Below are 24784 nucleotides of genomic sequence, written 5' to 3' on the forward strand. Positions count from 1 at the left end.
GCGCCTGACCAAGAAGGACCAAAATGACTCGCCCGATCGTCGGCATCATCGCAAACCAGCATCAGATCGACAATCGCTACCCCACCCACGCAGGTGGCACGATGAATTCTTCTGCCGTCGCCGATGTTGCCGGTTGCATGCCGCTGATCATTCCCGCCGACCCGCGCTATGTCTCGGTGGCGGAGCTTATGGAGGTGTGCGACGGCTTTCTGCTGACCGGCGGGCGGCCCAATGTCCACCCCGAGGAATATGGCGAAGAGCCGACCGAGGCGCATGGCGCGTTCGACCGTGCGCGCGATGCGATCACCCTGCCGCTGGTGCGCGCCTGTCTGGAGCGGGGGCAGCCGTTTCTGGGCATCTGCCGCGGGTTTCAGGAGGTCAATGTCGCGATGGGCGGCACGCTGCATCCGGAAATCCGCGATCTGCCGGGGCGCGACAATCACCGCATGCCGCCCGAGGGCACGATGGACGAGCAATTCGCCCTGCGCCACAAGGTGCGGTTCACGCCGGGCGGCGTGTTTCACCGGCTGATGGGGGCCGAGGAGGTGATGACGAACACCCTGCACGGGCAGGGGATCGTGCGGCCCGGACATGGCGTGGTGATCGACGGCTGGGCGCATGATGACACGCCCGAGGCGCTCTATCTCGAGGGCGCGCGGGGCTTTACCCTCGCGGTGCAGTGGCACCCGGAATACAACGCCACCAACGATCCCGTCAGCCGCCCGCTGTTCACCGCCTTTGGCGATGCGGTGCGGGCCTGGGCGGCGGGGCAGGTGACCCCGGTGCTACGCAGCGCCTGATCGACACGCGGCCTAGCGCGACCACGCCGGGGCAACCTCGTCCTCGTTGCACAGCAATGCCGCCTCGTGCCGCTTGAGGCAGGGGCGCGCGATCTCGCGGTGGCGTCCCGGCGCGCTGCGCAACTCCGGGAAGATCGTGAATAATTCCTCGCGTGCTGCGGCATCCACGGCTGAAAGTGCGGAGTCTCCGGCGTAAAAGCTCTCGGTTGCGATGCCACCGGCATAGATCACCTCGTGGCGGTCGAACATGATGTGGATATAGGTCACCACATCCCGTTCCGAGACCGTCACGTCGCGCCCGTTGACCAGATGCTTGGCCGCGACGAGCACCTCGCTCTCGCCAAAGAGAAGTTCGGCGCGATAGCCGGTGAACAGCAAGCGGTGCTGGGGCGAGACCAATAGCGCCTCATGCCCGCCCATCACGCTTGACGCGATGGAGATGGGGGCAAAAGTCCCGGTCGCATGGACCGTTCGCTCGCCGATCCAGCGCACCGGCTGCAATCCATGGTCGCGGGTCACCACCATGTCGCCCAGCCGCAGCATCTCGATCGGGCGCTCGCCCCATTGGGTGAGGATGCGCGCGCCGGGGGTGAAACAGATGATGTTCTCGATCTCCGAAAAATTCACGACCGCGCCATTCAGGCTGAACGTGCCGGAAAGGCCGCCCGTCTCATCGTCGGTATTGGTGAATGTGATGTCGTCGCGCCCGATATCAGGTGTCAGGACCAGCGTGTCACCTGCCGTCTCGTCACCCTCGCCGCCGATGATCGTGATTGGACCAGTATTCGTCTCACCGAAATCCGTCACCATGAAGACATCGTCGCCGTCGCCGCCCTCGGCACTGTCGCCCTGGCTCACGTTGATCGTGTCGTTACCGTCTTGCCCGAACAGCTGATCATTGCCGGTGCCGCCGGAAATCAGGTCGTCGTCGGCCCTGCCAAAGATCGTGTCGTCCCCGGCATCGCCGGACAGGGTGTCGTTGCCCGCGCCCCCGAGCAATGTGTCGCCGCCGCCAAGCCCACTGATCGAGTCGTCGCCTGCGCCGCCGTCGATCAAGTTGGTGGTGGTGCCGCCATCAAACACCCCGTCAAAGCCGGTCAGCGTATCGTTGAAATCCGAGCCTGTGATCCCATCCACACCAGACAGCACGTCCCCGGTCGCATCCCCGCCCGAAGCGGTCATCGTCGACAGATCGACAGTCACCGCCGTGCCGGAGGTGGCGTAATCCACCACATCCAGCCCCGCGCCGCCATTGAGCGTATCTGCCCCGAGCCCACCGATCAGCGTGTCATCGCCGATACCGCCGTTCAGAATGTCATTGCCTGTGCCGCCATCAAGCAGGTCGTTGCCGTCTCCTGCGTTGACCGTGTCATTGCCGATACCGGCAAGGATCGTGTCATCGCCTGCCCCTGCCTCCACGCTGTCGTCATTGTTTTTGGCAAGGTTGTCATTGGCGTCGATGCGGTCGCCCTCGGGATCGCCGATATAGTCGATATCGATGAGTTCGCCTGCTGCGGTACCTTCGACGATCCCGTTCGGAGCGACATCGAGGACAAGATTGTCGAGGGCAATTCCTGTCAGGCTGCCGAAGGCACCTGCGTCGCTGGTGGTAGAGAGCGACAGGTTGTTGGTCGTCTCGGTCGCGGTAAAGTTGAAGGTTGCAGTCTGCCAGTAGGGGGCCGTTTGCCCGGTGCTGTCGATCGGGATTGTCAGTATTTGCGTGCCGATGGTGACGCTCAGGTTCGTGGCCCCCGCCTGATTGCTGGTGCCGTCCGAATCGTTGACGTAGAAATCGAAGGAAAACGTATAGTCCTGACCTGCCACGACGGTTGTATTGAGCGTGGTTGACAGCGCCTCGCGCGCCGTGCCACCATTTCCGAACAGGGTGATGTAACCGCTACCGCTCGCGGCGTTGAGATCGGTGGGCATCCAGCCCTGATTGGCCCATTCAAAACTGCCGTCGGTCTGAAGATCCGGCGAGCCCGAGGTGATGGTCCAGCCAGATGGGGTCTGTGACCCAGTCGTGGCCGTGTTGGTTTCAAAGACACCGTTCGTGATGTGGTTCGCCATCCTAAATCTCGCCCTTGTCCAAAAGCCGTTTATTGCCTGCGGGATTATCTGGGTTGGACTCGGCCTGACTTGACCAGCGCATACACCTTGTTGGCCCGTCTCCAATCTGTGTGGCGGTGCCGCGCAGCGGGGATGGTCCCGAGCGAAGGCTCGGGATTGCGTGTCTTTTGCTGGTCGGTTCTGATTTGAATGTCATAACCAATTGTTTTTCCTCGTACTAAGAACGCGACACTCTGGAGCCACCAAGAAGCTAGGCGAAATGTCTGGTGATCGGGTTAAGCGGTCTGTCGGGCGGGTCTGTGGTGGCAATTTGACATCTTAACGACAGCGCACGGGTGTATTTCAGTGCCATTCAGGTGCAGGGTTGCAAGAGACGTGCCTCATGGCGTTTCAGGCAGGGGCGCGCTGTCGGTCCATATGTATCGGGGTGACTGCGCAATTCCGGAAAGACGCTGAACAACTCTTCGCGCGCGGCATCGGAGATTGCGGCCAGCCCGATATCGCCGACATGAAAGCTCTCGGTCGCAGCGCCATCGGCATAGATGATCTCGTGGCGGTCGAACATGATATGGATATAGGTCACGTTTGCCTGCGACATGGGTCTCACGTCGCGCTCGTCCACCAGATGCTTGGCCGAGACCAGCACCTCGTCGCAGCCGAACAGCAGTTCGGCCTTGTAGCCGGTAAAGAGAAACCGGTGTTGCGGGGAGACCAGAAGCGGTGCGGTCGCCCCGTCAAGCACATGCGCGGCCACGCGGATCGGGGCAAACCGCTCGATCCCCGGCACAGTGCGACTGCCGGTCCAGCGCACCGGTTGCGGGCCGTTGTCGCGGGTGATGACCAGATCGCCCGCCCTCAGGCTCTCGACACGGCGCAGGCCGCGCGGCGTCAGGATGCGTGCGCCGGGGGTAAAGCAGATGATATTCTCGATTTCCGAGAAGGTGACCAGTGTGCCATCGGTCAGGGTGAAAGAGCCTGAAAGCCCGCCCGCCGCGTCATCCGTGTTGGTGAAGGTGATGTCGTCCGGTGTCACGTCGGCATTGAGTTGCAGCGTATCGCCGGTCGCCTCGTCCCCCTCGCCACCCACGATGTTGATCGTGCCCGCGCCCGCCTCGCCGAGGTCGCCAATTACGAAGAGGTCGTCGCCGTCACTACCGAACGCCACGTCGCCCTCGGCCAGAAAGAACGTATCGTTCCCGGTGCCGCCATAGACCGTATCCGCCCCGGTGCCGCCGGTCAGCGTGTCGTTGCCTTCATTGCCGAAGATCTGGTCATCGCCCGCGCCGCCGTCGATAATATCGCCGGTTTCGTCAGCGATCGGCACCTTGAAATCGGTATCAACACGGGTCGCGGCAAGCGAGCCGTTGTCGGCGCTGGTCGAGTTGAGTGAGATCGACACGATAGGTTGGGCCGAGAGCGCCGCGTTATCGGCGTTGGTCGCAAGTTCGGGGGCAAGGAAGGTGTCACCGGTGGTGGTCTGGAACACCACAGCGGTGATGTTCGCCGTGCTGCCATCGGCATAGGTGAGGGTGGCGTTGTAGACCTGTACGCTGTCGAGCGTGACACTTTGCCCGCCGATGGTCACGGTTTCGGGCGTGTTGCCATTGTCATTGTCGTCGACATTGCCCGATCCGTTGGGATCGGCGGTCGTCATGTCGAGAAGATTTTCATAAAGCGGTTCGTCGAGCGAGCCGTAAGTGCCGAAAAGATCGGCCATGTTCTCGGAGATGCCGTTGGTCTCGTCAGGATCGATATCAGCGAAATTCCCCAGGTCGATCACCTGGAAAGATGTGCTGAGCGTGCCTGTGCCGCCGGTGCCGGTGAACTGCGCTGGGTCGTTGCCGCCATAGAGCGTGTCGTTGCCGACACCACCGAGGATCGAATCCTGGCCACTGCCGCCGACCACCAGATCATCGCCATCGCCCGCATCCACGGTGTCATTGCCGGGGCCAGCCTGAACCTGATCGTTGCCCAGCCCCGAGGCAACGCTGTCATCACCTGCGCCTGCGTCGATCGTATCGTCATTGCCGTCCGCGCCGCCGCCCAGCCCGGTATCGACAGAGTCGCCATCCCCGTCAGTATAGGTGTCGTCGATCACATCCGCCCCGGTGGTTCCATCGATGGGGCCATTTGAGAGCGAGAAGGTCGGCGCGCTCTGCACCGTGGCGCTGCTGATCGTGTCCACCGGGCCGAAATCCGGCACGAAATAGACATTGCCATCGGTCGCGAGGAAAAAGACGCCTGGTTCGGACGTGTTGTTGAAGTTCTGCCCGTTCCAGGTGCCGGACCAGATCCAGTCCCCCGCACCAAGTTCGGTGTCGGTGGTGAATGTCACAAGCGGGTCGACAATGCCGTCGTTCGTGTCGAGCGACCCATCGCCCAATTGTACCAGATACCCGTCGGGCATACCCGTCACTCCTGCCTCGCGGGGGGCGTGCCCCCCGCCGCTGCCTCAGACGCGCCAAGGCTCTTTGATGGCCTTGCTTCGCTAGGACGGGATGCGCTTCATGCTCTTTTGCATCCCGTTGTTTCCAAAATGGATACACAGCGTCTGGGGCGGCAATTGGCGGGGTTTTTGGTGAATTTGCGACAGATTGAGGCGAAACCCTGGCTTTTCAAGCTCTGGGTTGTGTCGACCTGTCTCAGGTGACCGCGTGGCGTGTCCGGTGCTCTGGAACGTCCCAGAGCCGGTTCTGCATCACGTCTGTCACGATGCGAATGGCGATCTCGACCTCGGCCTCCGAAATGTAGAGGGGGGTAAAGCCGAAGCGCATAATATCCGGAGCGCGAAAATCGCCGATCACCCCGCGCGCGATCAAGGCCTGCATGGCGGCATAGCCGTCGTCAAAGCGGAACGACACCTGAGAGCCGCGCTGAGCCGGGTCGCGCGGGCTGGCCAGTTGCAGCATCGGGCAGGCGGCCTCGACCCCTTTGATGAACATCTCGCTCAGTTCGATGGAGCGGGCGCGCAGATCGTCCATGTCGACACCGTCCCAGACATCGAGCGCCGCCTCGAGTGCGGCCATGGCCAGCACCGGTGGCGTGCCGACGCGCATCCGTTCGATACCCGCGCCGGGGCGATAGGCGGGTTCGAACGCGAAAGGCGCTTCATGGCCAAGCCAGCCCGAGAGCGCGGGAAAGGCTGTCTCTGCGTGACGAGGGGCGACATAAATGAAGGCGGGCGCACCGGGGCCGCCGTTGAGATACTTGTAGGTGCAGCCCACGGCAAAATCCGCGCCCGCGCCCGCCACATCGACCGGCAGCGCCCCGGCGCTATGCGCCAGATCCCAGACCGTGACCGCCCCGGCGGCATGGGCGCGCGCGGTCAGGTCAGCCATGTCATGCAGCCGACCGTTGCGGTAATCGACCTCCGTGATCAACGTCACCGCGACCTCGTCGGTGATCGCGCCAGCCACCTCCTCGGGCGCGACGATGCGCAATTCATGACCCCGGTCGAGCGCGCGGATCAGCCCCTCGGCCATGTAGAGATCTGATGGGAAATTGCCGCTGTCGGTTAGGATCACGCGCCGGTCGGGGCGCAGGTCGAGCGCCGCCGCAAGCGCCTGATAGACCTTGATCGACAGCGTATCGCCCAGCACCACTTGGCCCGCCTCGGCCCCGATCAGCCGCCCGATCCTGTCCCCAAGACGCCGCGGCTGCGTCATCCAACCGGCGCGATTCCATCCGGTGATCAGCATTTCGCCCCATTCGTCGCGCAGGGTGCCGTGCATCCGATCCATTGCCGCGCGTGGCAGCGGCCCGAGCGAGTTTCCGTCGAGATAGATCACGCCCTCTGGCAGGTGGAACATCGCGCGCGTCGCAGTGAAATCTGTCATCATCGTCGTCCGTTTTCTGGTCACGTCTGCCCGCAGACCGATGGAAAACTGAGAAGGCCCGACAGTCAACACCATGCTGCGTCCGCCCGCTGCAGTCGAGAGTGGATCCTGCACCACGCCCCTGCGATGGGTTGATCAAATAAACCTGCCACGTATCTTGCGGGCCGCCTCAGGCATGCCCACTTGCCCCGTCACGGCGTGGTGTCGCCCATGGGAGTTAACGGATTGGACTATCTCTATCTTCTGGCCGGTCTTACCGGTCTCTTGATCGGTGGTGAAGCGCTCGTGCGGGGCAGCGTTGGGATTGCCCGGCGGCTCGCAATGCCGCCTTTGCTGATCGGTTTGACCGTGGTCGGCTTCGGCACCTCGACGCCGGAATTGCTGGTGTCGGTGGATGCCGCATGGCGCGGCGTGCCGGATATTGCGCTCGGAAATGTGCTGGGCTCGAACATCGCCAATATCCTGCTGATCGTCGGGGTCTCGGCGCTGGTCTGGCCGATCAGGGTCACCGGCAAAAGCCTGCGGCGCGACCTTGCCGTGATGCTGGCGGCGGCGCTTGCGCTGGTGCCGATCTTTGCACTGGGGCAGATGGGGCGGCCCGCCGGTCTGATCCTGTTCGCCGGTCTGGTGACCTATCTGGTCTGGGCGTATCGCCAACCGGGCGAGGCGGTGCCCGACTTGCCAGGCACCATGCCCTCGGGGCTGATGTCGGAGCTGACGGTTCTGGGCGGGCTGGTGGCACTGATGCTGGGCGCGCGGTTTCTGGTGGATGGCGCGGTTTCCATCGCGCGGGGCTACGGCATCTCGGAGGCCTTCATCGGGCTAACCATCGTCGCCGTCGGCACCTCTCTGCCGGAACTCGCCACATCGCTGATTGCGGCGCTGCGCCGGCAGTCGGAGATCGCCATCGGCAATATCGTGGGGTCCAACATCTTCAATATCCTCGGAATTCTCGGGGCAACGGCGGTCATCACACCGATCCCGGTGGCCGGGCGCTTTCTGGCGTTCGACCTGCCGGTGATGATCGCGGTGTCGCTGTTGCTGGCTGGCCTGCTGCTGATGCGACCGGTCATCGGGCGCGCGGTCGGTGCGATGATGCTGGCGGGCTATGGCGCCTATGTGTGGCTGGCGCAGGGCTGAGCCGCTCAGACCTGCCCGCCCGCGATCTCGATGGCCTGGCCGTTGACGCTTTCCGAGCCCGGCCCGCAAAGCCAGAGCACGGCGCGGGCCACCTCTTCGGGCGCGATCAGGCGGTTATGGCGGTTTGCGCTGATCATCATGGCGCGGGCGTCATCGGTTGAGACGCCCGCACGCTCCGAGATGGCGGCGACGTTGCGGCTGACGATTTCGGTATCGACATAGCCGGGACAGATCGCGTTGAAGGTCAGCGGCGTGCCCAGATAATCTTCGCTCAGCGCCCGGATCAGCCCGATCATGCCGTGCTTGCTGGCGCTGTAGGCCGAGGCGCCTTTCAGCCCTTTGAGCCCGGCAATCGAGGAGATCGCGATCACCCGGCCCCAGTCGGTCTGTCGCATCCCTGTCAGGCATTCGCGCACCGTGTAGAAGGCCCCGTCGAGATTGGTCGCCATCATCTGCCGCCAGAACGCCGCATCGGTCTTGTGCAGGGCGCGACCCTCAGCGATGCCGGCATTGGGGATGCAGATCTGCACCGGGCCGCGCGCCTTCACGGCGGCGGCGACACCTTCGACAACCTGCGCCTCAACGGTGACATCCATTACCAGCGGATGCAGGCCGCCGCCTGCCACCGCGTCGAGCACGCCCGCGCGCCGCCCGGTGATCGTGACCTCTGCCCCCTCTGCCGCGAGTGCGCGGGCAATCGCCAGACCGATGCCGCTGCCACCGCCGGTGATCAGCGCGTGTTTACCACCAAGTGCCATGTTGCCTCCCTAATCTCAGGCGCTACTGTAGCAACGCGCCCGAGGGTGACAACCGCAGAGAAAAGGATGCCATGCGAATGTTCAAATGGGTCGACATGCCGCCGGTCTGGCTATTGGCGTTTCTCGTCGTCGCGTGGGTGCAGGCCACGCAGTATCCTATGGGGCTTGGCTTCGGCGACACATGGGCCGATCTTCTCGGGGGGCTCTTGGTGGGGGGCGGTCTGCTGCTCATCGTGATGGCGGCGATGGAATTCCGGCGCTACAAGACGACCATCGTGCCGCATGAGACGCCCGAGCGTCTGATCCAGTCCGGAATCTTCAAGCGCTCGCGCAATCCGATCTATCTGGGCGATGCGCTGATCCTCGCGGGGCTGATCCTGAGATGGGACGCGGTTTTGTCCCTGCCCTTGATTCCCGTATTCGTCTGGGTGATCGAAAAACGCTTTATATTGCCCGAAGAAGACCGCCTGCGCCGCAAATTCCGCATGGATTTCGCGCAATATTGCGAAAAAACCCGACGATGGGTGTAGGAACCGCGACAATCTTGATCTCGTCAGTCATGAAATAGTGTGAAATAACGACCTTCGGGAAAACGAAACCGGCATGCAGCTTCGGCGCTGCCACAAGAACACGTGATCTGCCAAGGGGGGACACAGATTTGAAGATCGGAACGCCAAAGGAAGTGCTCGAGGGTGAGAACCGGGTGGCGATGACGCCCGACTCCGCCCTGCAATTGCAAAAACTCGGCTATGACTGCGCCATCGAGGCCGGGGCCGGGACTGCTGCAGGGTTTTCGGACGCCGCCTACAAGGAGGCCGGTGTCGAGGTGATCAAGAGCGCCGCGCAGCTTTACAAGGCCGCCGATGTGGTGGCCAAGGTGCGCCCGCCCACCGAGACCGAGGCCAAGCGCCTGCGCGAGGGGCAATTGCTGATCTCCTTCTTCTGGCCTGCGCAGAATGAAGAGCAGATGAAGACGATTGCCGACAAGGGCACGTCTGTCATCGCGATGGACATGGTGCCGCGCATCAGCCGCGCGCAGAAGATGGACGCGCTCAGCTCCATGGCCAATATCGCGGGCTATCGCGCCGTGATCGAGGCCGGGAACAACTTTGGCCGCTTCTTCACCGGACAGATCACTGCGGCGGGCAAGGTGCCCCCTGCGAAAGTGCTGATCGTGGGCGCGGGCGTGGCGGGTCTGGCCGCCATCGGCACCTCCACGAGCCTCGGCGCGATCACCTATGCGTTCGACGTGCGCCCCGAAGTGGCCGAGCAGGTCGAATCGATGGGCGCCGAATTTGTCTATCTCGATTTCGAGGAAGAGCAGCAGGACGGCTCGGCTTCGGGTGGCTATGCGTCGGTCTCCAGCCCCGAATTCCGCGAGGCGCAGCTTGCCAAGTTCCGCGAACTGGCCCCCGAGGTCGATATCGTGATCACCACCGCCCTCATCCCCAACCGTGAAGCGCCCGAGCTCTGGACCGAGGACATGGTCAAGGCGATGAAGCGCGGTTCGGTGATCGTCGATCTGGCCGCCGAAAAGGGCGGCAACTGCAAGCTGACGGTGATGGACGACAAGATCGTCACCGACAATGGCGTGACGATCATCGGCTATACCGATTTCCCGAGCCGGATGGCGACGCAGTCTTCGACGCTTTACGCCACCAACATCCGCCACATGATGACGGACCTCACGCCCGAGAAGGACGGTCAGGTCAATCACAACATGGAGGATGACGTGATCCGGGGCGCGACGGTGACCCATGCGGGCGAGGTGACCTTCCCGCCACCACCGCCCAAGGTTGCGGCCATCGCCGCGCAAAAGCCCAAGGAAAAGGCCAAGGAACTGACGCCGGAGGAGAAGCGCGCGCAGGAAATCGCAGCCTTCAAGGCGCAGACAAAGAACCAGGTCACGCTGCTCACGGTCGGGGCGGTGCTGCTGCTGGCCGTGGGTCTGGTGGCCCCTGCCAGCTTCATGCAGCATTTCATCGTCTTCGTGCTGTCTGTCTTTGTTGGCTTCCAGGTGATCTGGGGCGTCAGCCACAGCCTGCACACGCCGCTGATGGCGGTGACGAACGCGATCTCGTCGATCATCATCCTGGGCGCGCTGATGCAGATCGGATCGAGCTCGATCCTGATCACGATCCTTGCCGCCGCAGCGGTGTTCATGGCCTCGATCAACATCATCGGCGGCTTCCTCGTGACACGGCGCATGCTCGCCATGTTCCAGAAATCCTGATCGGAGGCGACAATGGATTACGGATTTACCATTGCGGCCTACGTGGTCGCGGCGATTCTCTTCATCCTCAGCCTCGGCGGTCTGAGCGGGCAGGAAAGCGCCAAGCGCGCCGTCTGGTACGGCATCACCGGCATGGCCATCGCGGTCATCGCCACTATGATCGGGCCGGGGCAGGGGCTGTGGCTCTTGTCGCTGATCCTGATCGCGGGCGGCGGCCTGATCGGCTATCAGCTGGCGACGCGGGTGCAGATGACGCAGATGCCCGAACTGGTGGCGATCATGCACAGCCTTGTCGGCCTCGCTGCGGTCTTCGTGGGCTTCAATGCCGATATCGAACTTGGCCGGGTGGCGGCGGCCTTTGCCGATGAAGGTTTTGCCTTCCCGCGTCCTGAGACGGCAGTGGCCGAGGCCACTGCCTTTGCCAAGACCTTCTCCGGCTTTGCCGCCATCGTGGCCAAGAAGACGGCGGTCGAGGTCAGCATCCTGCGGGTCGAGCTGGTGCTTGGCGTGTGGATCGGTGCGGTGACCTTCACCGGCTCGGTGATCGCCTATGGCAAGCTGGCGGGCAAGGTCGACTCGGCTGCCAAGAAGCTGCCGGGCGGGCATATGCTCAATGCTGCCGCTGCGGGCCTCTCGCTGCTCTTTGCCGCGATGTATCTGGGCGGGGCCGGCATCTGGACGCTGGTGGCGCTGACGCTGCTGGCGCTCTTCATCGGCTATCACCTGATCATGGGGATCGGCGGCGCGGACATGCCGGTGGTCGTCTCGATGCTCAACAGCTACTCTGGCTGGGCGGCAGCGGCGATCGGCTTCAGCCTCGGCAATGACCTCCTGATCGTGGTCGGCGCGCTCGTGGGCTCCTCGGGTGCCATCCTGAGCTACTTCATGTGCAAGGCGATGAACCGTCAGTTCGTCAGCGTGATCCTCGGCGGGTTTGGCGGATCGCAGGGCCCGGCGGCGGAGATCGAGGGCGAGCAGGTCGCCATCGACGCCGACGGCGTGGCCAATGCGCTCAACGAGGCTGATTCAGTCATCATCGTGCCGGGCTACGGCATGGCGGTGGCCCAGGCGCAGGGTGCGGTGAGCGAGATCACCAACAAGCTGCGCGCCAAGGGCAAGAACGTGCGCTTTGCCATCCACCCGGTCGCGGGCCGTCTGCCGGGGCATATGAACGTGCTCTTGGCCGAGGCCAAGGTGCCTTACGACATCGTCATGGAGATGGACGAGATCAACGAGGATTTCCCGGATACGGATGTGGTGATCGTCATCGGCTCCAACGATATCGTCAACCCGGCGGCGCAGGACGATCCCAACTCGCCCATCGCCGGCATGCCGGTGCTGGAAGTGTGGAAGGCCAAGCAGGTGTTTGTCTCCAAACGTGGTCAGGGCACCGGCTATTCGGGTATCGAGAACCCGCTGTTCTTCAAGGAAAACACACGGATGTTCTATGGCGATGCCAAGGACAGTATCTCGAGCCTCTTGAGCAAGGTCGAGTGAGCCTGAGCGCAGGTGCGAGAGGGGCGTGGTCGCAAGGCTGCGCCCCTTTTGCGTGGGTTTCGTCTTTGGCGGCGGGCGGATTTGGAGTATTTTCACCAAGAAGACGCCCAAGCGATGTGCAGTATACGATTGTGTCCCGCTAAATCACTGGGGATGAAGGAAAAAATGCTTTTACCCGCGATCCGGGCGGGTTAAGCAGCGGCTAGGATCAGGAGACCGGCGTATGCCCCCAATCGAAGATCATCCGCTGCGCTATGACTTGGCGAACGAGCTGCACGCGCGCCCCTTTCCGTCGCTCAAGGCGCCGTGTACGGCAGTTTTTCTCGCGATCAAGCAGCCGAGTGACGCCGCCAAGCGCGACCGTGCGGCGGATCTGGCGCATCTCACGGCGCTGCTCGACCGCTACGGGGCCAAGCACCCGCAGCCCGGCGCCACGCATTATTTCGGCCAGATCGGGCGGCACAGCCTGAAATGGGAAAGCCATACCGAGATGGTGACCTACACCGTCTTTACCGACGGGGTCAGTTCGCGCCCCTTCGATCCGGTGGATTTCGAGGTGTTCCCGGAGGACTGGCTCGGCAAGGCCCCGGGGGTGCGCATCACCTCTGCGATGATCCGGGTGGTGCCATGGGAGAGCAAGGACGCCACACGCGCCGATATCGACAAATGGTTTGTGGATGAAAGCGTCGCCATGGCGCGCGTGCTTGATGATGCCGCCGTTATGGCGGGGGACTTCCGTGTCGACCCGGCGGGGCATCTGCGGTTTTCCCTGCATGTCGCGCCCGCCACCGGGGAGCGGCGGATCGGGCGCGTGGTGCAGCGTATCTGCGAGATCGAGACCTACAAGGCGATGTCGATGCTGGGCTTTGCGCGGGTCCGCGAGATGGGCCGCCAGATGGGCGAGACCGACAGTCAGTTGAGCCGCCTGATCGACGACATGACCGGCGGTACGCAGCCCGCCGAGGAGACCTTGCAGAGCCTCTTGCGCGTCTCGGCAGAGCTGGAATCGCTGGTCGCGCAATCCTCGTTCCGCTTTGGTGCGACGGCGGCCTATGAGCAGATCGTCAACCAGCGGATCACCGTGCTGCGCGAAGAGCGGTTCGAGGGTCGCCAGACCTTTGCCGAGTTCATGATGCGGCGCTATGACCCGGCGATGCGCACCGTGCGCGCCACCAAGGACCGGCTCTCGGCGATGGCGGACCGGGCGATGCGGGCGGGCGAGTTGTTGCAGACGCGCGTCGATGTGGAGCGTAGCGCGCAGAACCAGGCGCTATTGGAGAGCATGGACAAGCGCGCCGATCTGCAATTGCGCCTGCAGCGCACGGTCGAGGGGCTGTCGGTGGTGGCGATCAGCTATTACGCGGTCTCGCTTGCGGGTTATCTGCTCTATCCCGTTGCCGAGGCGACGGAAGTGAGCAAGGGCATGGTGACCGCCGCCGTGACCCTGCCGGTGGTGGGTATCGTCTGGTGGATGGTGCAGCGCATCCGCAACAAGCTGCATTGATCGAACTTGCGGGGCGGGCCTGCGCGGGGCATCATTGCGGCATCAAATGGAGCCGATGCCGATGCCCTTCCCAGATTTCATCATGAGCCTGCCCGCGCTTGACCTGCCCTTCCCCGAAGAGGTCGTACAGTCGCGCGCGATCTGCTCGGATGAGGGGCTATGCGTGTTTTTCACCTTCCTGCAGGATATGGAGCTGCCTGCTCACTCGCATGGCGCGCAGTGGGGCAGCGTGGTGGAGGGCGAGATTGAATTCACCATCGGCGGCGAGACGCGGATATACCGCCCCGGTGACAGCTATTCCATTCCCGCAGGGGTCGAGCATGGTGCGCTCATCAAGGCGGGCACCCGGGTGATCGATGTGTTTGCCGAGCCGGACCGCTATCCGATCCGGGGCAGGTGACGATCCGCCGCGCGCCTGTCTGAGCGGGCCGCCGCGTCACCGCCCTTTCCCCTCTGGCCATTGCGCCGCGCCTACGATATCCGGGCCGGGTTGAAACACCCCGGAGGACACGCTTATGTCCGAGACCGTCCCGTTCGAGAAACCCGGCCCCGTCGAGGCCGATCTGCGCCATGCCATCGCGCCCACCGAAGAGATCATCGCAGAGGCGCGCAAGGGCCGGATGTTCATCCTCGTCGATCACGAGGACCGTGAAAACGAGGGCGATCTGGTCATCGCCGCCGAATTCGCCACGCCCGAAGCGGTGAATTTCATGGCCGTGCATGGGCGCGGGCTGATTTGCCTGCCGATGACCGCAGAGCGGATCGACCGGCTGGGCCTGCCGATGATGGCGGTGAACAATTCCTCACGGCATGAGACGGCATTTACCGTGTCGATCGAGGCGCGCGAGGGGGTGAGCACCGGCATTTCTGCCGGGGACCGCGCGCTGACCATCGCCACCGCGATCAACGAGCAGAACACCATGGCGGCGATTGCCACGCCCGGCCATGTCTTTCCCCTGCGCGCGCGGCGCGGCGGGGTGCTGGTGCGCGCAGGGCATACCGAGGCGGCGGTCGATATCGCGCGGCTGGCGGGGTTGAACCCATCGGGCGTGATCTGCGAGATCATGAAAGAGGATGGCTCGATGGCGCGGCTGCCCGATCTGATCGAGTTCGCCAAGGCGCATGATCTGAAGATCGGCACGATTTCCGACCTGATCGCCTATCGCCACAAGCATGACAACCTGATCACAGAGACCGGGCGCGAGACCGTGCAGTCGAGCCATGGCGGCGAATGGCAGATGCGCATTTTCGCCGACCAGATCACCGGCACGGAGCATGTGGTGCTGAGCAAGGGCGATGTGTCCGATGGCCGCCCTGTTCTGGCCCGCGCCCATGCGCTCAACGCGCTCGAGGATGTGTTGGGCATCGGGCTTGCGGCGCGCGAGGGTGCGCCGACCGGAAAACTGCCCCGCGCGATGGAGATCATCGCGCGCGAGGGGCGCGGTGCGGTCTTCCTCTTTCGTCAGCCGCGTCCCAAGCTGGCGGGCGAGATGGAGGATGACGACACGCCGCGCACCGTCAAGCAGACCGGCCTTGGCGCGCAGATCATGGCGACCATGGGCATTCACGAGCTTATCCTTTTGACCGACAGTCCGAACACGCGCTATCTGGGCCTTGATGCCTACGGGATTTCGATCACCGGCACCCGTCCCCTGACCGAGGAGTGAAGCATGGCCGAGCATGAATACACCCTGCCGCGCGCCGAGTTCGACAAGCCTGTGAAAGTGTTGATCGTGGTGGCCCCGTTCTATCGCGACATCGCTGACAACCTGATCAAGGGGGCTTGTGCCGAGATCGAGGCCGCAGGCGGCAGCTACGAGATCGCCGAGGTGCCCGGCGCGCTGGAACTGCCCACCGCCATCGGCATCGCCGAGCGGATGTCCAACTTTGACGGCTACGTGGCGCTTGGCTGCGTGATCCGGGGCGAGACCACGCATTACGAAACGGTCTGCAACGACAGCTCGCGCGGCCTCACGCTGTTGGGCCTTCAGGGGCTGTGCATCGGTAACGGCATCCTGACGGTCGAAAACCGCGCACAGGCCGAGGTGCGCGCCGATCCCGAGGCCATGAACAAGGGCGCGGGGGCTGCCGCTGCGGCCTTGCATCTGGTGGCATTGGCCCGTAAATGGGGCGGCCCGCGCAAAGGCGTGGGGTTCAAGCCCGCGACCGAGGAAATCCGCCTCGCGGGCGATGCGAAGGACACGCCCAAAGTATGAGCACCGACCACGCCCTTTCCGGCAATCGTAAACGTCAGATGAGATCCGCCGCGCGCATGTATGCCGTGCAGGCGCTGTTTCAGATGGAGCATTCGCAGCAAAGCTCGACTGCCGTGCGGCAGGAGTTTCTCGACCACCGCTTCGGGGCCGAGTTCGACGAGGGTGTCGACATGGTCGAGGGCGATGCCGATCTGTTTTGCAAGCTGATTGACGACGCGGTGAACTGGCAGGCGAAGATCGACCAGATGACCGACCGCGCGCTGGTCGCCAAATGGCCGATTGCCCGGATTGATCCCACGCTGCGCGCGCTCTTTCGCGCGGCCGGGGCCGAGATGATCCAGTCCGACACGCCGCCCCGCGTGGTGATCATGGAATTCGTGGACGTGGCCAAGGCGTTCTATCCCGAGGGCAAGGAATCGAAATTCGTCAACGCCGTGCTCGACCACATGGCGCGCGAGGCCAAGCCCGAGGCGTTCTAAGCGCTCAGCGCAGCCGCAGCACCGGGGCCGGGCCAATCGGGATCGGGCCAAGCAGGATACGCCCGCCCCGAAAGGTCAGCGGGACATCCAGCGTCTCGCGGTTGCCGTTCATCCGGGCCAGCAATTCCAGACCGTTCTCCACCGTCTGCGCCATGCTTTCGGGCAGGGCACCAGCCGATTGCGCAAGCGCGATCATGTCGCGCCAGTTGCGCGCCTTGAGGGTGATTTCCCCTTCGGGGATACCCTCGGCTGTAACGTCGACCTCACCCGCTGCCTGAAGATGCAATTGCCCCCATTTGCCATCGACCAGCGCGACCTTGATATGGGTGGGCTGTGGGCGCGCGACCTCGATCGCGGTGCGGTCCCATACCTTGTCGAAGGTGACCGTCAGATCGGCGTTGAGATTGGATATCTGCGCGGGCAGGCTGCCATCCGGGTCGAGCAGGTCGCGCCAGGGTGGGGCGAGCGTCAGCCCTTCGGCGGCGAGACCAAGGCGGTAGTCGCGCTCTGCCTGACGTTCGGCAGCAAGGGTCAGCGCGGTCAGCGCGGTCGTCTCCTCGGGGCGGGCCTCGGGGGTGATTTGCAGAAATTCGGCTGTCAGCGTTGTGCTTTCCGGCGCAAGCCGCGTGTCGGGTGCGATGCGCAGGCTGGCGCGCATATCGCGTGCCTCGACGCGGAATTTTTCCTGCGGGGTGGCGATCAACTGCGTTTCGGGCCAGACCGCGATCACGTGATTGGGCTGATAGCTGAGCGCGCTCAACTGGAAATAGGGGGCCTCCCAGGCCAGCCCTGTCGCGGGATCGGCCAGCATCAGGTTGGTAAAGCCGGTGTCAAACCGGTTGGGAAAGCCCTGCACGTCGAGATCGGAGGTTTCCGCAACCCATCCTTCGGCGCGGCGGCTCTCGAACCAATCGGCAAAGCCCTGTTCCAGCCCGCGCTGGCCGACGAACCAGTAGCCCGACCAGCCCAGTGTCGCGATCACGATGACGGCCAGCAGAAATCGCATGCGCACGCCCCTTTCATGCCTGTTCGGAAACGTGTTTATAGGGGGCCATGCGCGAGGAACAGGGATAATCAATATGTGGGTGTTCGGTTATGGATCGCTGGTGTGGAATCCGGGCTTCGAGGTTGCGGAACGCGTGATCGCGCGGCTGCCCGAGTATCACCGCAGCTTTTGCATGCGCTCTGTCCATCACCGTGGAACGGATGACAACCCCGGCCTCGTTCTGGCGCTTGATGCCGCGCCCGGCGCGCTCTGTCACGGGGTCGCCTTGCGGGCCAAGCCGGAGGAGGCCGAGAGCGTGCTCGCATACTTGCGCGAGCGTGAATTGGTGTCTTCCGCCTATCTGGAAAAGCGTCTGGAGATCGCGCTTGACGACGGGCGGCAGGTCGAGGCGCTGACCTATGTGGTCGATGCCGAACATGTGCAGTATTGTGGCGGCCTCGACCTTGAAGAGCAGGCGCAGGTCATCGCCCGCGCCGTCGGCGGGCGCGGGCCGAATACCGAGTATCTCTTCAACACCACCGCGCATCTCAAACAGCTCGGCATTCACGACAAGGAACTGGATTGGCTGGTCCGCCGGGTGCGGCACCTGTGTGGATAAGTCCTTGGCTTGACGGGCCAAGACGCGTAGGGTTGAGCCCATAAATCAACGTGTCGGGAGCGTCCAGATGGACCAGCCGGACCGCGAGGTCGAGCCGCAATTCTCATACCCCTATCGCCAGATCGTGCTGATGGTGATCGTTCTGGTGCTTACCGGGCTCGGCTCGTTCGTGGCGCTGCCGCGCGTGCTTCCAGTGTTCGAGGCCAACCCCTGGCTGAACGGTTTTATCTTCCTTGTCTTCGTCATCGGGGTGATCGCGACCTTCTGGCAGGTGTTTCAACTCATCGGTTCGGCCCGCTGGATTGAGGGGTTCGCCGCGCAGGTGCCGGGCCACGAACTGACGCGCGCGCCTTCGATGCTGGCCCCGCTAGCCACCATGCTGCGCTCGCGTGGCAAGCGCATGCAGATCGCCTCGACCTCGGCGCGCTCGATCCTCGACTCGGTCGCGCAGCGCATCGACGAGGCGCGCGAGATCACCCGCTATATCGTCAGCCTGCTGATATTCTTGGGTCTTCTGGGCACCTTCTACGGCCTTGCCACGACGGTGCCAGCGGTGGTCGACACGATCCGCAGCCTTGCCCCACAGGCGGGCGAAGAGGGGATCGACGTCTTCAACCGCCTGATGTCCGGACTCGAGGCGCAACTCGGCGGCATGGGTGTGGCCTTTGCCTCGTCGCTGCTCGGCCTGGCCGGATCGCTGGTGGTGGGCCTGCTGGAACTGTTTGCCAGCCACGGGCAGAACCGGTTTTACCGCGAGTTGGAAGAATGGATGTCCACCATCACCCGCGTCGGCTTTGCCAGCGGTGACGGCGAAGGCGGTGGCGAACAGGACGCCGTCGCGCATGTGCTCGACCATATGTCCGAGCAGATGGACGCGCTGCAGAACATGCTCAGCCAATCCGACATGAGCCGCGCGATGGTCGATCAGAAACTGGGCGTTCTGGCGGATTCCATCGAGCGCCTCACCCACCGGATGAGCGACCAGAACCCGGTGCAGGTGGCTCTGATGCGGATGGCCGAGGGGCAGGAGCGGCTGATCGAGACGCTGGAGAACCGAGAAGTGGCCCCGAATGAGGGGCTCGATGCCGAGAGCCGCATGCGCCTGCGCTCCATCGACGTGCAGATGTTGCGCATTCTCGAAGAAATCAGCGCCGGACGGCAAGAGACCATGACAGAGTTGCGCACCGATCTTGCCGCGCTCACAAAGTTGCTGGGCCAGGCGCGCGAGGCGGGCCCGCGTCGGATGCGTCCGAGATCGCTCCGCCCTGACATGGATAGCGACGGGGAGGGCTGAGGATGGCGCTCTCGCGGCGCACAGGGGCCCGGTTTCAAGGCGCGATATGGCCCGGTTTCGTCGATGCGATGACCGGGTTGTTGCTCGTGCTGATGTTCGTGCTGACCATCTTCATGATGGTGCAATTCGTTCTCCGCGAGGAAATCAGCGGACAGGAGACCCAGCTCGATGCGCTCTCTGCCGAAGTATCGGCCCTGTCACGCGCCCTCGGGCTTGAGCAGGACCGCAATGCGACGTTGCAGGACCGCGTTGGCGCGCTCACCGCGACCCTGGGCGACGCCCGGGAGCGGCAGGAACAGCAGGCCGCCCTGATCCAGGGTCTGCGCGCCCAGAATGCCGAGCAGGCCGAGGCCTTGCAGACCGCGCAGGGCCGCATCGCCAGTTTCGAGGAGCAGGTGGCGGGCCTGTTGTCGGATCGTGAGACGGCACGGGACCGCATCGCCGATCTGGAGGGCCGCCGCGATGAATTGCTGAGCGAAGCCGAACAGCTCAACCTCACCCTTGCAAGCCTACGCGATGAAGTGGACGCACAGACCGAGGCCGCCCGCCTTGCCGCCGCCCGGCGTGAGGCGCTCGATGCGCTGGTCGCGGACCTGCGCGCGCGCAATGCCGAGGCCGGAGAGGCGCAGGCGGCCCTGAGCGCCGAGGTTGACGATTTGCAAGCACAGTTGAGCGAGGAGGAACAGGCGCGGCTGGCCGAGGCCGCCGCTGCCGAGGCGCTGCGCGAGCGGCTGGAGACATCGCAGGCAGAATTGACCTCCATGACCCTCGCGCTTGAGGAACAGCGCCAGCGGGCCGAGGAAACCCTCACCCTGCTGGCCGCCGCCGAGACCGCCCGCGAGGATCTCAACAGCCAGTTGGCGCAAGCACTCTTGCAGGCCGAACAGGGTGCTGAGGCGCGCGAGGCCGAGATCACCCGGCTGGAGGCGGCGCTCGATGCTGCCCAAAGCGGCGAGGCGGAGGCAACCGGCACACTGGAGGACACCCGTGCGGAGCTTGCCGAGGCACAGGCGCAGATACGCAGGCTGGAGGGGCAACTGGCGCAGGCGGTGGCCGAGAGGCAGACCGTGGAGAGCGAGGCGCAGGCGACCGAAGAGGAAGTGCGGGCGCAGCTTGTGCAGGCACTTGCGGCACAGCGCGCCGCCGAGGCGCAGGCCCAAGAGCAGATGAGTGCCGCCGAGGAGCGCGCCGCCTTGCTGTCGGAGGCGCGCGACCGTCTGGCCGACACGCGCGACGCGCTGACCGCGGAGCAGGCGGCGGTAAGCGCGGCGCAGCGGCGACAGGTGCTGCTCAATCAGCAGGTGGCGGCGCTGCGCGATCAGCTGTCGCAGTTGCAGGGGTTGCTGGATGAGGCCCGCGAAAGCGAAGCCGAGGCCGAGGTGCAGTTGCAGTCGCTTGGCAATGAACTCAATACCGCGCTGGCTCGCGTGGCGGCCGAGGAACGGCGTCGCCGACAGGCCGAAGAGGAACGCGCGCGCCTTCTGGAGGCCGAGCGCGAGCGGTTGGAGACCGAGAAGGAGGATCTGGAGAAATACCGGTCGGAATTCTTTGGCCGGCTGCGGGATGTGCTGGGCGACGAGGAGGGCGTGCAGATTGTGGGCGACCGGTTCGTGTTTTCCTCCGAGGTGCTCTTTGCCCCCGGTGAAGCCGAGCTTTCACGCGCCGGGCAATTGGAGATTGCCAAGGTCGCCGACATCCTGCGTGGCGTGATCGACGAGATCCCCGAGGGCATCGAGTGGGTGTTGCAGGTGGACGGCCATACCGACGATGTGCCGATCGTGGAGGGCGCGCGCTTTGCCGACAACTGGGCGCTTAGTCAGGCGCGGGCGCTGTCGGTGGTGCGCTATCTGACGAATTTCCTCGGCTTCCCGCCAGAGCGGCTCTCGGCCAATGGTTACGGCGAGTATCAGCCGGTCAATCCCGCCGACACGCCCGAGGCGCGCGCGCAAAACCGGCGGATCGAGTTGAAGCTGACCACGCGATAAGCGCGCGTCAGGGCGTCACGGTGATATCGGCGTGGCGCGCGGCCAAGAGCGTGGCGCCGCGCATCAGCCGCACATAGCCGCGGTAAGCCCCGCCGGGCCATCCGGTCGCCGGGGCCTTGCGCCCGAAGGCGCGAAAGAGCTGCGCCTTGGGATCGTCGAGGGTGAGCACGTGGCGGAAAATCTCGCCTTCGGGGCCTTGGGCCGTCAGGGTCAGGCGGTCCCCGGGCTGGGCGTGAAAGACGTGGCCATAGAGCACCAGCGGCTGATCGGATGTGGTTTCGCGCACGCGCGCCGCGCCGGATTGCACCGCGTCGAAGGCGGGTACAGCGGTGGAGAAGCCGGCAGTAAAGAGGCCCGCGCGGGTATAATCCGGCCTGTCCTGCCACAAACCGCCATCGGTTTGCTGGCCGCATTGCGTGACGTCGTCGGGATGGAACGGATCGACGATTGCGCCATTCTTCCGCACACCGAGATGGACATGCGGGGCATTGGTCATCCCGCTCAACCCGACCTGGCCCAAGACATCGCCGGTCGTCACCCGGTCGCCCTGGCGCACGCGGATCGACCCGCGCTTGAGGTGGCAATAGAGCGTTTGCCAGCCTTCGCCGTGATCGACACGCACCGCATTGCCGCATTCGCGGCCGCGGATTGCCTCGCGTGTCGCGGTGGTGACGGGGGTATCTGCCATGCCGTCGCGGGTGGCAGCGACGGTGCCGGGTGCGGCGGCCAGAACATCGACGCCGGTCAGCATAGCCTCGAAAGACGGGAGCATGAAATCGGTGCCGCGGTGATCCTCGCGGCTCTTGAGGCCACACATGTAATCGCGCTGACCGGGGCCGGGATCGGTATCGACGTAATCCTCGATATAGCAGGTCTCGCCCAAGGTGCAGTCGATGGGCACGGCGAGGCGAGGCGCGTCGGCGGCGGCCGTTTGGGCCGCCGCCAGTGTCAGTATCGCGGCTAGGGCAAAAGCCCGCCGCATCATTCCGCCGTGAGTAACGGCGGCTTTTTCTTGCCGGTCAGGCGACGCGCGGCGGGGCCTTCGATCTCCAGATCGATCTTGCCGTCCTTGACGCTCACCTTGACGACGCCGCCCTTGGACAGGCGTCCAAAGAGCAGCTCTTCTGCCAGCGGCTTCTTGATATGCTCCTGAATGACGCGACCCAAGGGGCGCGCGCCCATCTTGTCGTCGTAGCCCTTGTCGGCGAGCCATTCGGCGGCCGGTTCGGTCAGCTCGATGGTCACGTCGCGATCCATCAGTTGTGCCTCAAGCTGAAGCACGAACTTCTCGACCACCTTGAGGATCACCGATTTCGGCAGCGGGCCGAAGGAGATGACCGCATCCAGACGGTTGCGGAACTCGGGTGTGAAGGTCCGCTCGATGGCGGCTGTATCCTCGCCCTCGCGCCGGTCGCGGCCAAAGCCGATGGCGGATTTCGCCAGTTCGGTTGCACCGGCGTTCGAGGTCATGATCAGCACCACGTTGCGGAAATCCACGCTGCGCCCGTTGTGATCGGTCAGCGTGCCGTGATCCATCACCTGCAACAGGATGTTGAACACGTCCGGATGCGCCTTTTCGATCTCGTCGAGCAGCAGCACGCAATGCGGATGCTGATCGACGCCATCGGTTAAGAGCCCGCCCTGATCGAAACCGACATAGCCCGGAGGCGCGCCGATCAGGCGCGAGACCGCGTGTTTCTCCATGTATTCCGACATGTCGAACCGGAGCAGTTCCACGCCAAGGGAATCGGCCAACTGCTTGGCCACCTCGGTCTTGCCCACGCCCGTGGGCCCGGCAAAGAGATAGTTGCCGATCGGTTTTTCCGGCTCGCGCAGACCAGCACGCGCCAGCTTGATCGCGGAACTGAGCGCGACGATGGCGTCGTCCTGACCAAACACCGTGCGCTTGAGCGCGCCTTCGAGATCCTTGAGCACCTCGGCGTCGTTCTTGGACACGTTCTTGGGCGGGATGCGTGCGATCTTGGCCACGACATCCTCGATCTCCTTGACCCCGATCGACTTGCACCGCTTGGAGGCCGCGACCAGATGCTGCGCGGCACCGGCCTCGTCGATCACGTCGATCGCCTTGTCGGGCAGCTTGCGGTCGTTGATATAGCGCGCCGAGAGGTCAACGGCGGTGCGGATCGCGTCATTGGTGTATTTGACGCTGTGGTGGTCCTCGAAATAGGGCTTGAGACCCTTGAGGATCTTGACCGCATCCTCGACCGTCGGCTCCGCCACGTCGATTTTCTGGAACCGGCGCGACAGGGCGCGATCCTTTTCGAAATGCTGACGATATTCCTTGTAGGTGGTCGAACCCATGCAGCGCAGCTTGCCGCCCTGTAGCGCGGGTTTGAGCAGGTTGGAGGCATCCATCGCCCCGCCCGAGGTCGCCCCCGCGCCGATCACCGTGTGAATCTCGTCGATGAAGAGCACCGCGTCGGCATGCTTTTCAAGTTCGGTGACCACGGCCTTGAGCCGCTCCTCGAAATCACCGCGATAGCGCGTGCCTGCGAGAAGTGCGCCCATGTCGAGCGAATAGATGGTTGTCCCCGAGAGAACCTTGGGCGTCGAGCCATTGACGATCTTGTGCGCGAGGCCCTCGGCGATGGCGGTCTTGCCGACGCCGGGGTCGCCGACGAGGATCGGGTTGTTCTTGCGGCGGCGACACAGCACCTGAATGCAACGCTCGACCTCTGAATCGCGCCCGATCAGCGGATCAACATCGCCGGTGCGCGCCTTTTCGTTGAGATCGACGCAATATTTCGCAAGCGCCGAATCGCCCGCCTCGACGGCGTCGGTTTCGGCCTGTTTGGCAGTGCCGTCATCGTCGAGGTCGGTCGCGCCGGTTACGGGCCGCGATTCACCGTAAGCCGGGTCCTTGGCCACGCCATGGGCGATGAAGTTCACCGCGTCATAGCGGGTCATGTCTTGTTCTTGCAGGAAATAGGCCGCGTTCGATTCACGTTCGGCAAAGATTGCAACGAGCACGTTGGCCCCCGTCACCTCTGTCCGGCCCGAGGATTGCACATGGATCGCGGCACGCTGGATCACCCGCTGGAACGCTGCGGTCGGCACCGCCTCGGACCCGTCGATATCTGTCACCAGATTGGCGAGGTCATCGTCGATATATTCCACAAGCGTGGTGCGCAATTCCTCGGTATCTACGCTGCACGCCTTCATCACGCGGGCGGCGTCAGGCTCGTCCACGAGGGCGAGCAACAAGTGTTCAAGGGTAGCGAACTCGTGCCGCCGTGCATTGGCTAGCGCCAATGCCGCATGGATTGCCTGTTCGAGTGTGTTCGAGAATGAAGGCACGGTTGTGCTCCTTCTGATCTTGGCCGGGGCGGGACGCCCACGAACCTTGG

At 64.0% G+C, this 24784-nt stretch carries 20 protein-coding genes; 13 read left to right on the forward strand and 7 right to left on the reverse strand.

Annotated elements, in window-relative coordinates; all coding sequences use genetic code 11:
- Positions 1 to 23 precede the first annotated feature (23 nt).
- Positions 24 to 800: a gamma-glutamyl-gamma-aminobutyrate hydrolase family protein gene (locus RID11_RS17015; protein WP_350141257.1), complete on the forward strand. Its 777-nt coding sequence runs from the start codon at positions 24 to 26 to the stop codon at positions 798 to 800.
- A 12-nt stretch (positions 801 to 812) separates the two neighbouring features.
- Here the strand turns inward: RID11_RS17015 and RID11_RS17020 are convergent, their stop codons facing one another.
- From RID11_RS17020 to kynU, 3 genes are all read right to left on the reverse strand, one after another.
- On the reverse strand, positions 813 to 2870 hold the full coding sequence (locus RID11_RS17020; RefSeq protein ID WP_350141258.1) for a Hint domain-containing protein: 2058 nt from the start codon (positions 2868 to 2870) through the stop codon (positions 813 to 815).
- A 352-nt stretch (positions 2871 to 3222) separates the two neighbouring features.
- Positions 3223 to 5277, reverse strand: coding sequence for a Hint domain-containing protein (locus tag RID11_RS17025; RefSeq protein ID WP_350141260.1), 2055 nt, complete (start codon positions 5275 to 5277; stop codon positions 3223 to 3225).
- A 235-nt stretch (positions 5278 to 5512) separates the two neighbouring features.
- Positions 5513 to 6706 carry a kynureninase gene (gene kynU, locus RID11_RS17030; protein ID WP_350141262.1) on the reverse strand — a complete coding sequence of 398 codons (1194 nt, stop codon included), beginning with the start codon at positions 6704 to 6706 and terminating at the stop codon, positions 5513 to 5515.
- Between the two features lie 210 nt (positions 6707 to 6916).
- On the opposite strand from kynU, the gene RID11_RS17035 reads away from it, so the two are divergent.
- On the forward strand, positions 6917 to 7846 hold the full coding sequence (locus RID11_RS17035) for a calcium/sodium antiporter (RefSeq protein WP_350141264.1): 930 nt from the start codon (positions 6917 to 6919) through the stop codon (positions 7844 to 7846).
- 5 nt (positions 7847 to 7851) lie between these two features.
- Here RID11_RS17035 and RID11_RS17040 read toward each other — a convergent pair whose 3' ends face one another.
- Complete coding sequence (locus tag RID11_RS17040; RefSeq protein WP_350141266.1) at positions 7852 to 8604, reverse strand: SDR family NAD(P)-dependent oxidoreductase; 753 nt, start codon at positions 8602 to 8604, stop codon at positions 7852 to 7854.
- A gap of 77 nt (positions 8605 to 8681) precedes the next feature.
- Here RID11_RS17040 and RID11_RS17045 point away from each other — a divergent pair, with 77 nt between their 5' ends.
- From RID11_RS17045 to nusB, 8 genes are all read left to right on the forward strand, one after another.
- Positions 8682 to 9134 carry a methyltransferase family protein gene (locus RID11_RS17045; RefSeq protein WP_350141268.1) on the forward strand — a complete coding sequence of 151 codons (453 nt, stop codon included), beginning with the start codon at positions 8682 to 8684 and terminating at the stop codon, positions 9132 to 9134.
- 128 nt (positions 9135 to 9262) lie between these two features.
- A complete protein-coding gene (locus RID11_RS17050) occupies positions 9263 to 10837 on the forward strand; it encodes a Re/Si-specific NAD(P)(+) transhydrogenase subunit alpha (RefSeq protein ID WP_350141269.1) in 1575 nt (524 codons plus the stop codon).
- Between the two features lie 12 nt (positions 10838 to 10849).
- Positions 10850 to 12334, forward strand: coding sequence for an NAD(P)(+) transhydrogenase (Re/Si-specific) subunit beta (locus tag RID11_RS17055; protein WP_350141271.1), 1485 nt, complete (start codon positions 10850 to 10852; stop codon positions 12332 to 12334).
- 223 nt (positions 12335 to 12557) lie between these two features.
- Complete coding sequence (locus tag RID11_RS17060) at positions 12558 to 13838, forward strand: DUF3422 family protein (protein WP_350141273.1); 1281 nt, start codon at positions 12558 to 12560, stop codon at positions 13836 to 13838.
- 61 nt (positions 13839 to 13899) lie between these two features.
- Positions 13900 to 14238 (forward strand): cupin domain-containing protein, encoded by a 339-nt coding sequence (locus tag RID11_RS17065; RefSeq protein ID WP_350141275.1) that lies wholly within the window; start codon positions 13900 to 13902, stop codon positions 14236 to 14238.
- A 115-nt stretch (positions 14239 to 14353) separates the two neighbouring features.
- A complete protein-coding gene (gene ribB, locus RID11_RS17070; protein ID WP_350141277.1) occupies positions 14354 to 15505 on the forward strand; it encodes a 3,4-dihydroxy-2-butanone-4-phosphate synthase in 1152 nt (383 codons plus the stop codon).
- A gap of 3 nt (positions 15506 to 15508) precedes the next feature.
- Positions 15509 to 16054 carry a 6,7-dimethyl-8-ribityllumazine synthase gene (locus RID11_RS17075; RefSeq protein ID WP_350141279.1) on the forward strand — a complete coding sequence of 182 codons (546 nt, stop codon included), beginning with the start codon at positions 15509 to 15511 and terminating at the stop codon, positions 16052 to 16054.
- Positions 16051 to 16533, forward strand: coding sequence for a transcription antitermination factor NusB (gene nusB / locus RID11_RS17080; protein ID WP_350141281.1), 483 nt, complete (start codon positions 16051 to 16053; stop codon positions 16531 to 16533). Before RID11_RS17075 ends, nusB begins: the two co-directional genes overlap by 4 nt.
- Positions 16534 to 16537: 4 nt before the next feature.
- On the opposite strand, the gene RID11_RS17085 is transcribed toward nusB, so the two are convergent.
- A complete protein-coding gene (locus RID11_RS17085; RefSeq protein WP_350141283.1) occupies positions 16538 to 17539 on the reverse strand; it encodes a DUF2125 domain-containing protein in 1002 nt (333 codons plus the stop codon).
- Between the two features lie 73 nt (positions 17540 to 17612).
- Between RID11_RS17085 and RID11_RS17090 the strand changes: the two genes are divergently transcribed.
- The 3 genes from RID11_RS17090 (at position 17613) to RID11_RS17100 (ending at position 21416) form a co-directional block, all read left to right on the forward strand.
- Positions 17613 to 18137 carry a gamma-glutamylcyclotransferase gene (locus RID11_RS17090; RefSeq protein ID WP_350141285.1) on the forward strand — a complete coding sequence of 175 codons (525 nt, stop codon included), beginning with the start codon at positions 17613 to 17615 and terminating at the stop codon, positions 18135 to 18137.
- A gap of 67 nt (positions 18138 to 18204) precedes the next feature.
- Complete coding sequence (locus RID11_RS17095) at positions 18205 to 19431, forward strand: biopolymer transporter ExbB (protein ID WP_350141287.1); 1227 nt, start codon at positions 18205 to 18207, stop codon at positions 19429 to 19431.
- A gap of 2 nt (positions 19432 to 19433) precedes the next feature.
- A complete protein-coding gene (locus RID11_RS17100; protein WP_350141289.1) occupies positions 19434 to 21416 on the forward strand; it encodes a peptidoglycan -binding protein in 1983 nt (660 codons plus the stop codon).
- A gap of 7 nt (positions 21417 to 21423) precedes the next feature.
- Here RID11_RS17100 and RID11_RS17105 read toward each other — a convergent pair whose 3' ends face one another.
- Both RID11_RS17105 and clpA read right to left on the reverse strand, forming a co-directional pair.
- On the reverse strand, positions 21424 to 22398 hold the full coding sequence (locus RID11_RS17105) for a M23 family metallopeptidase (protein WP_350141291.1): 975 nt from the start codon (positions 22396 to 22398) through the stop codon (positions 21424 to 21426).
- Entirely contained in the window at positions 22398 to 24734 is a 2337-nt protein-coding gene (gene clpA / locus RID11_RS17110; RefSeq protein ID WP_350141293.1) for an ATP-dependent Clp protease ATP-binding subunit ClpA, read from the reverse strand. The genes RID11_RS17105 and clpA overlap by 1 nt, the downstream gene beginning before the upstream one ends.
- Between the last annotated feature and the right edge of the window lie 50 nt (positions 24735 to 24784).

The sequence above is a fragment of the Roseovarius sp. genome, assembly GCF_040219995.1.
GTDB lineage: Bacteria > Pseudomonadota > Alphaproteobacteria > Rhodobacterales > Rhodobacteraceae > Roseovarius.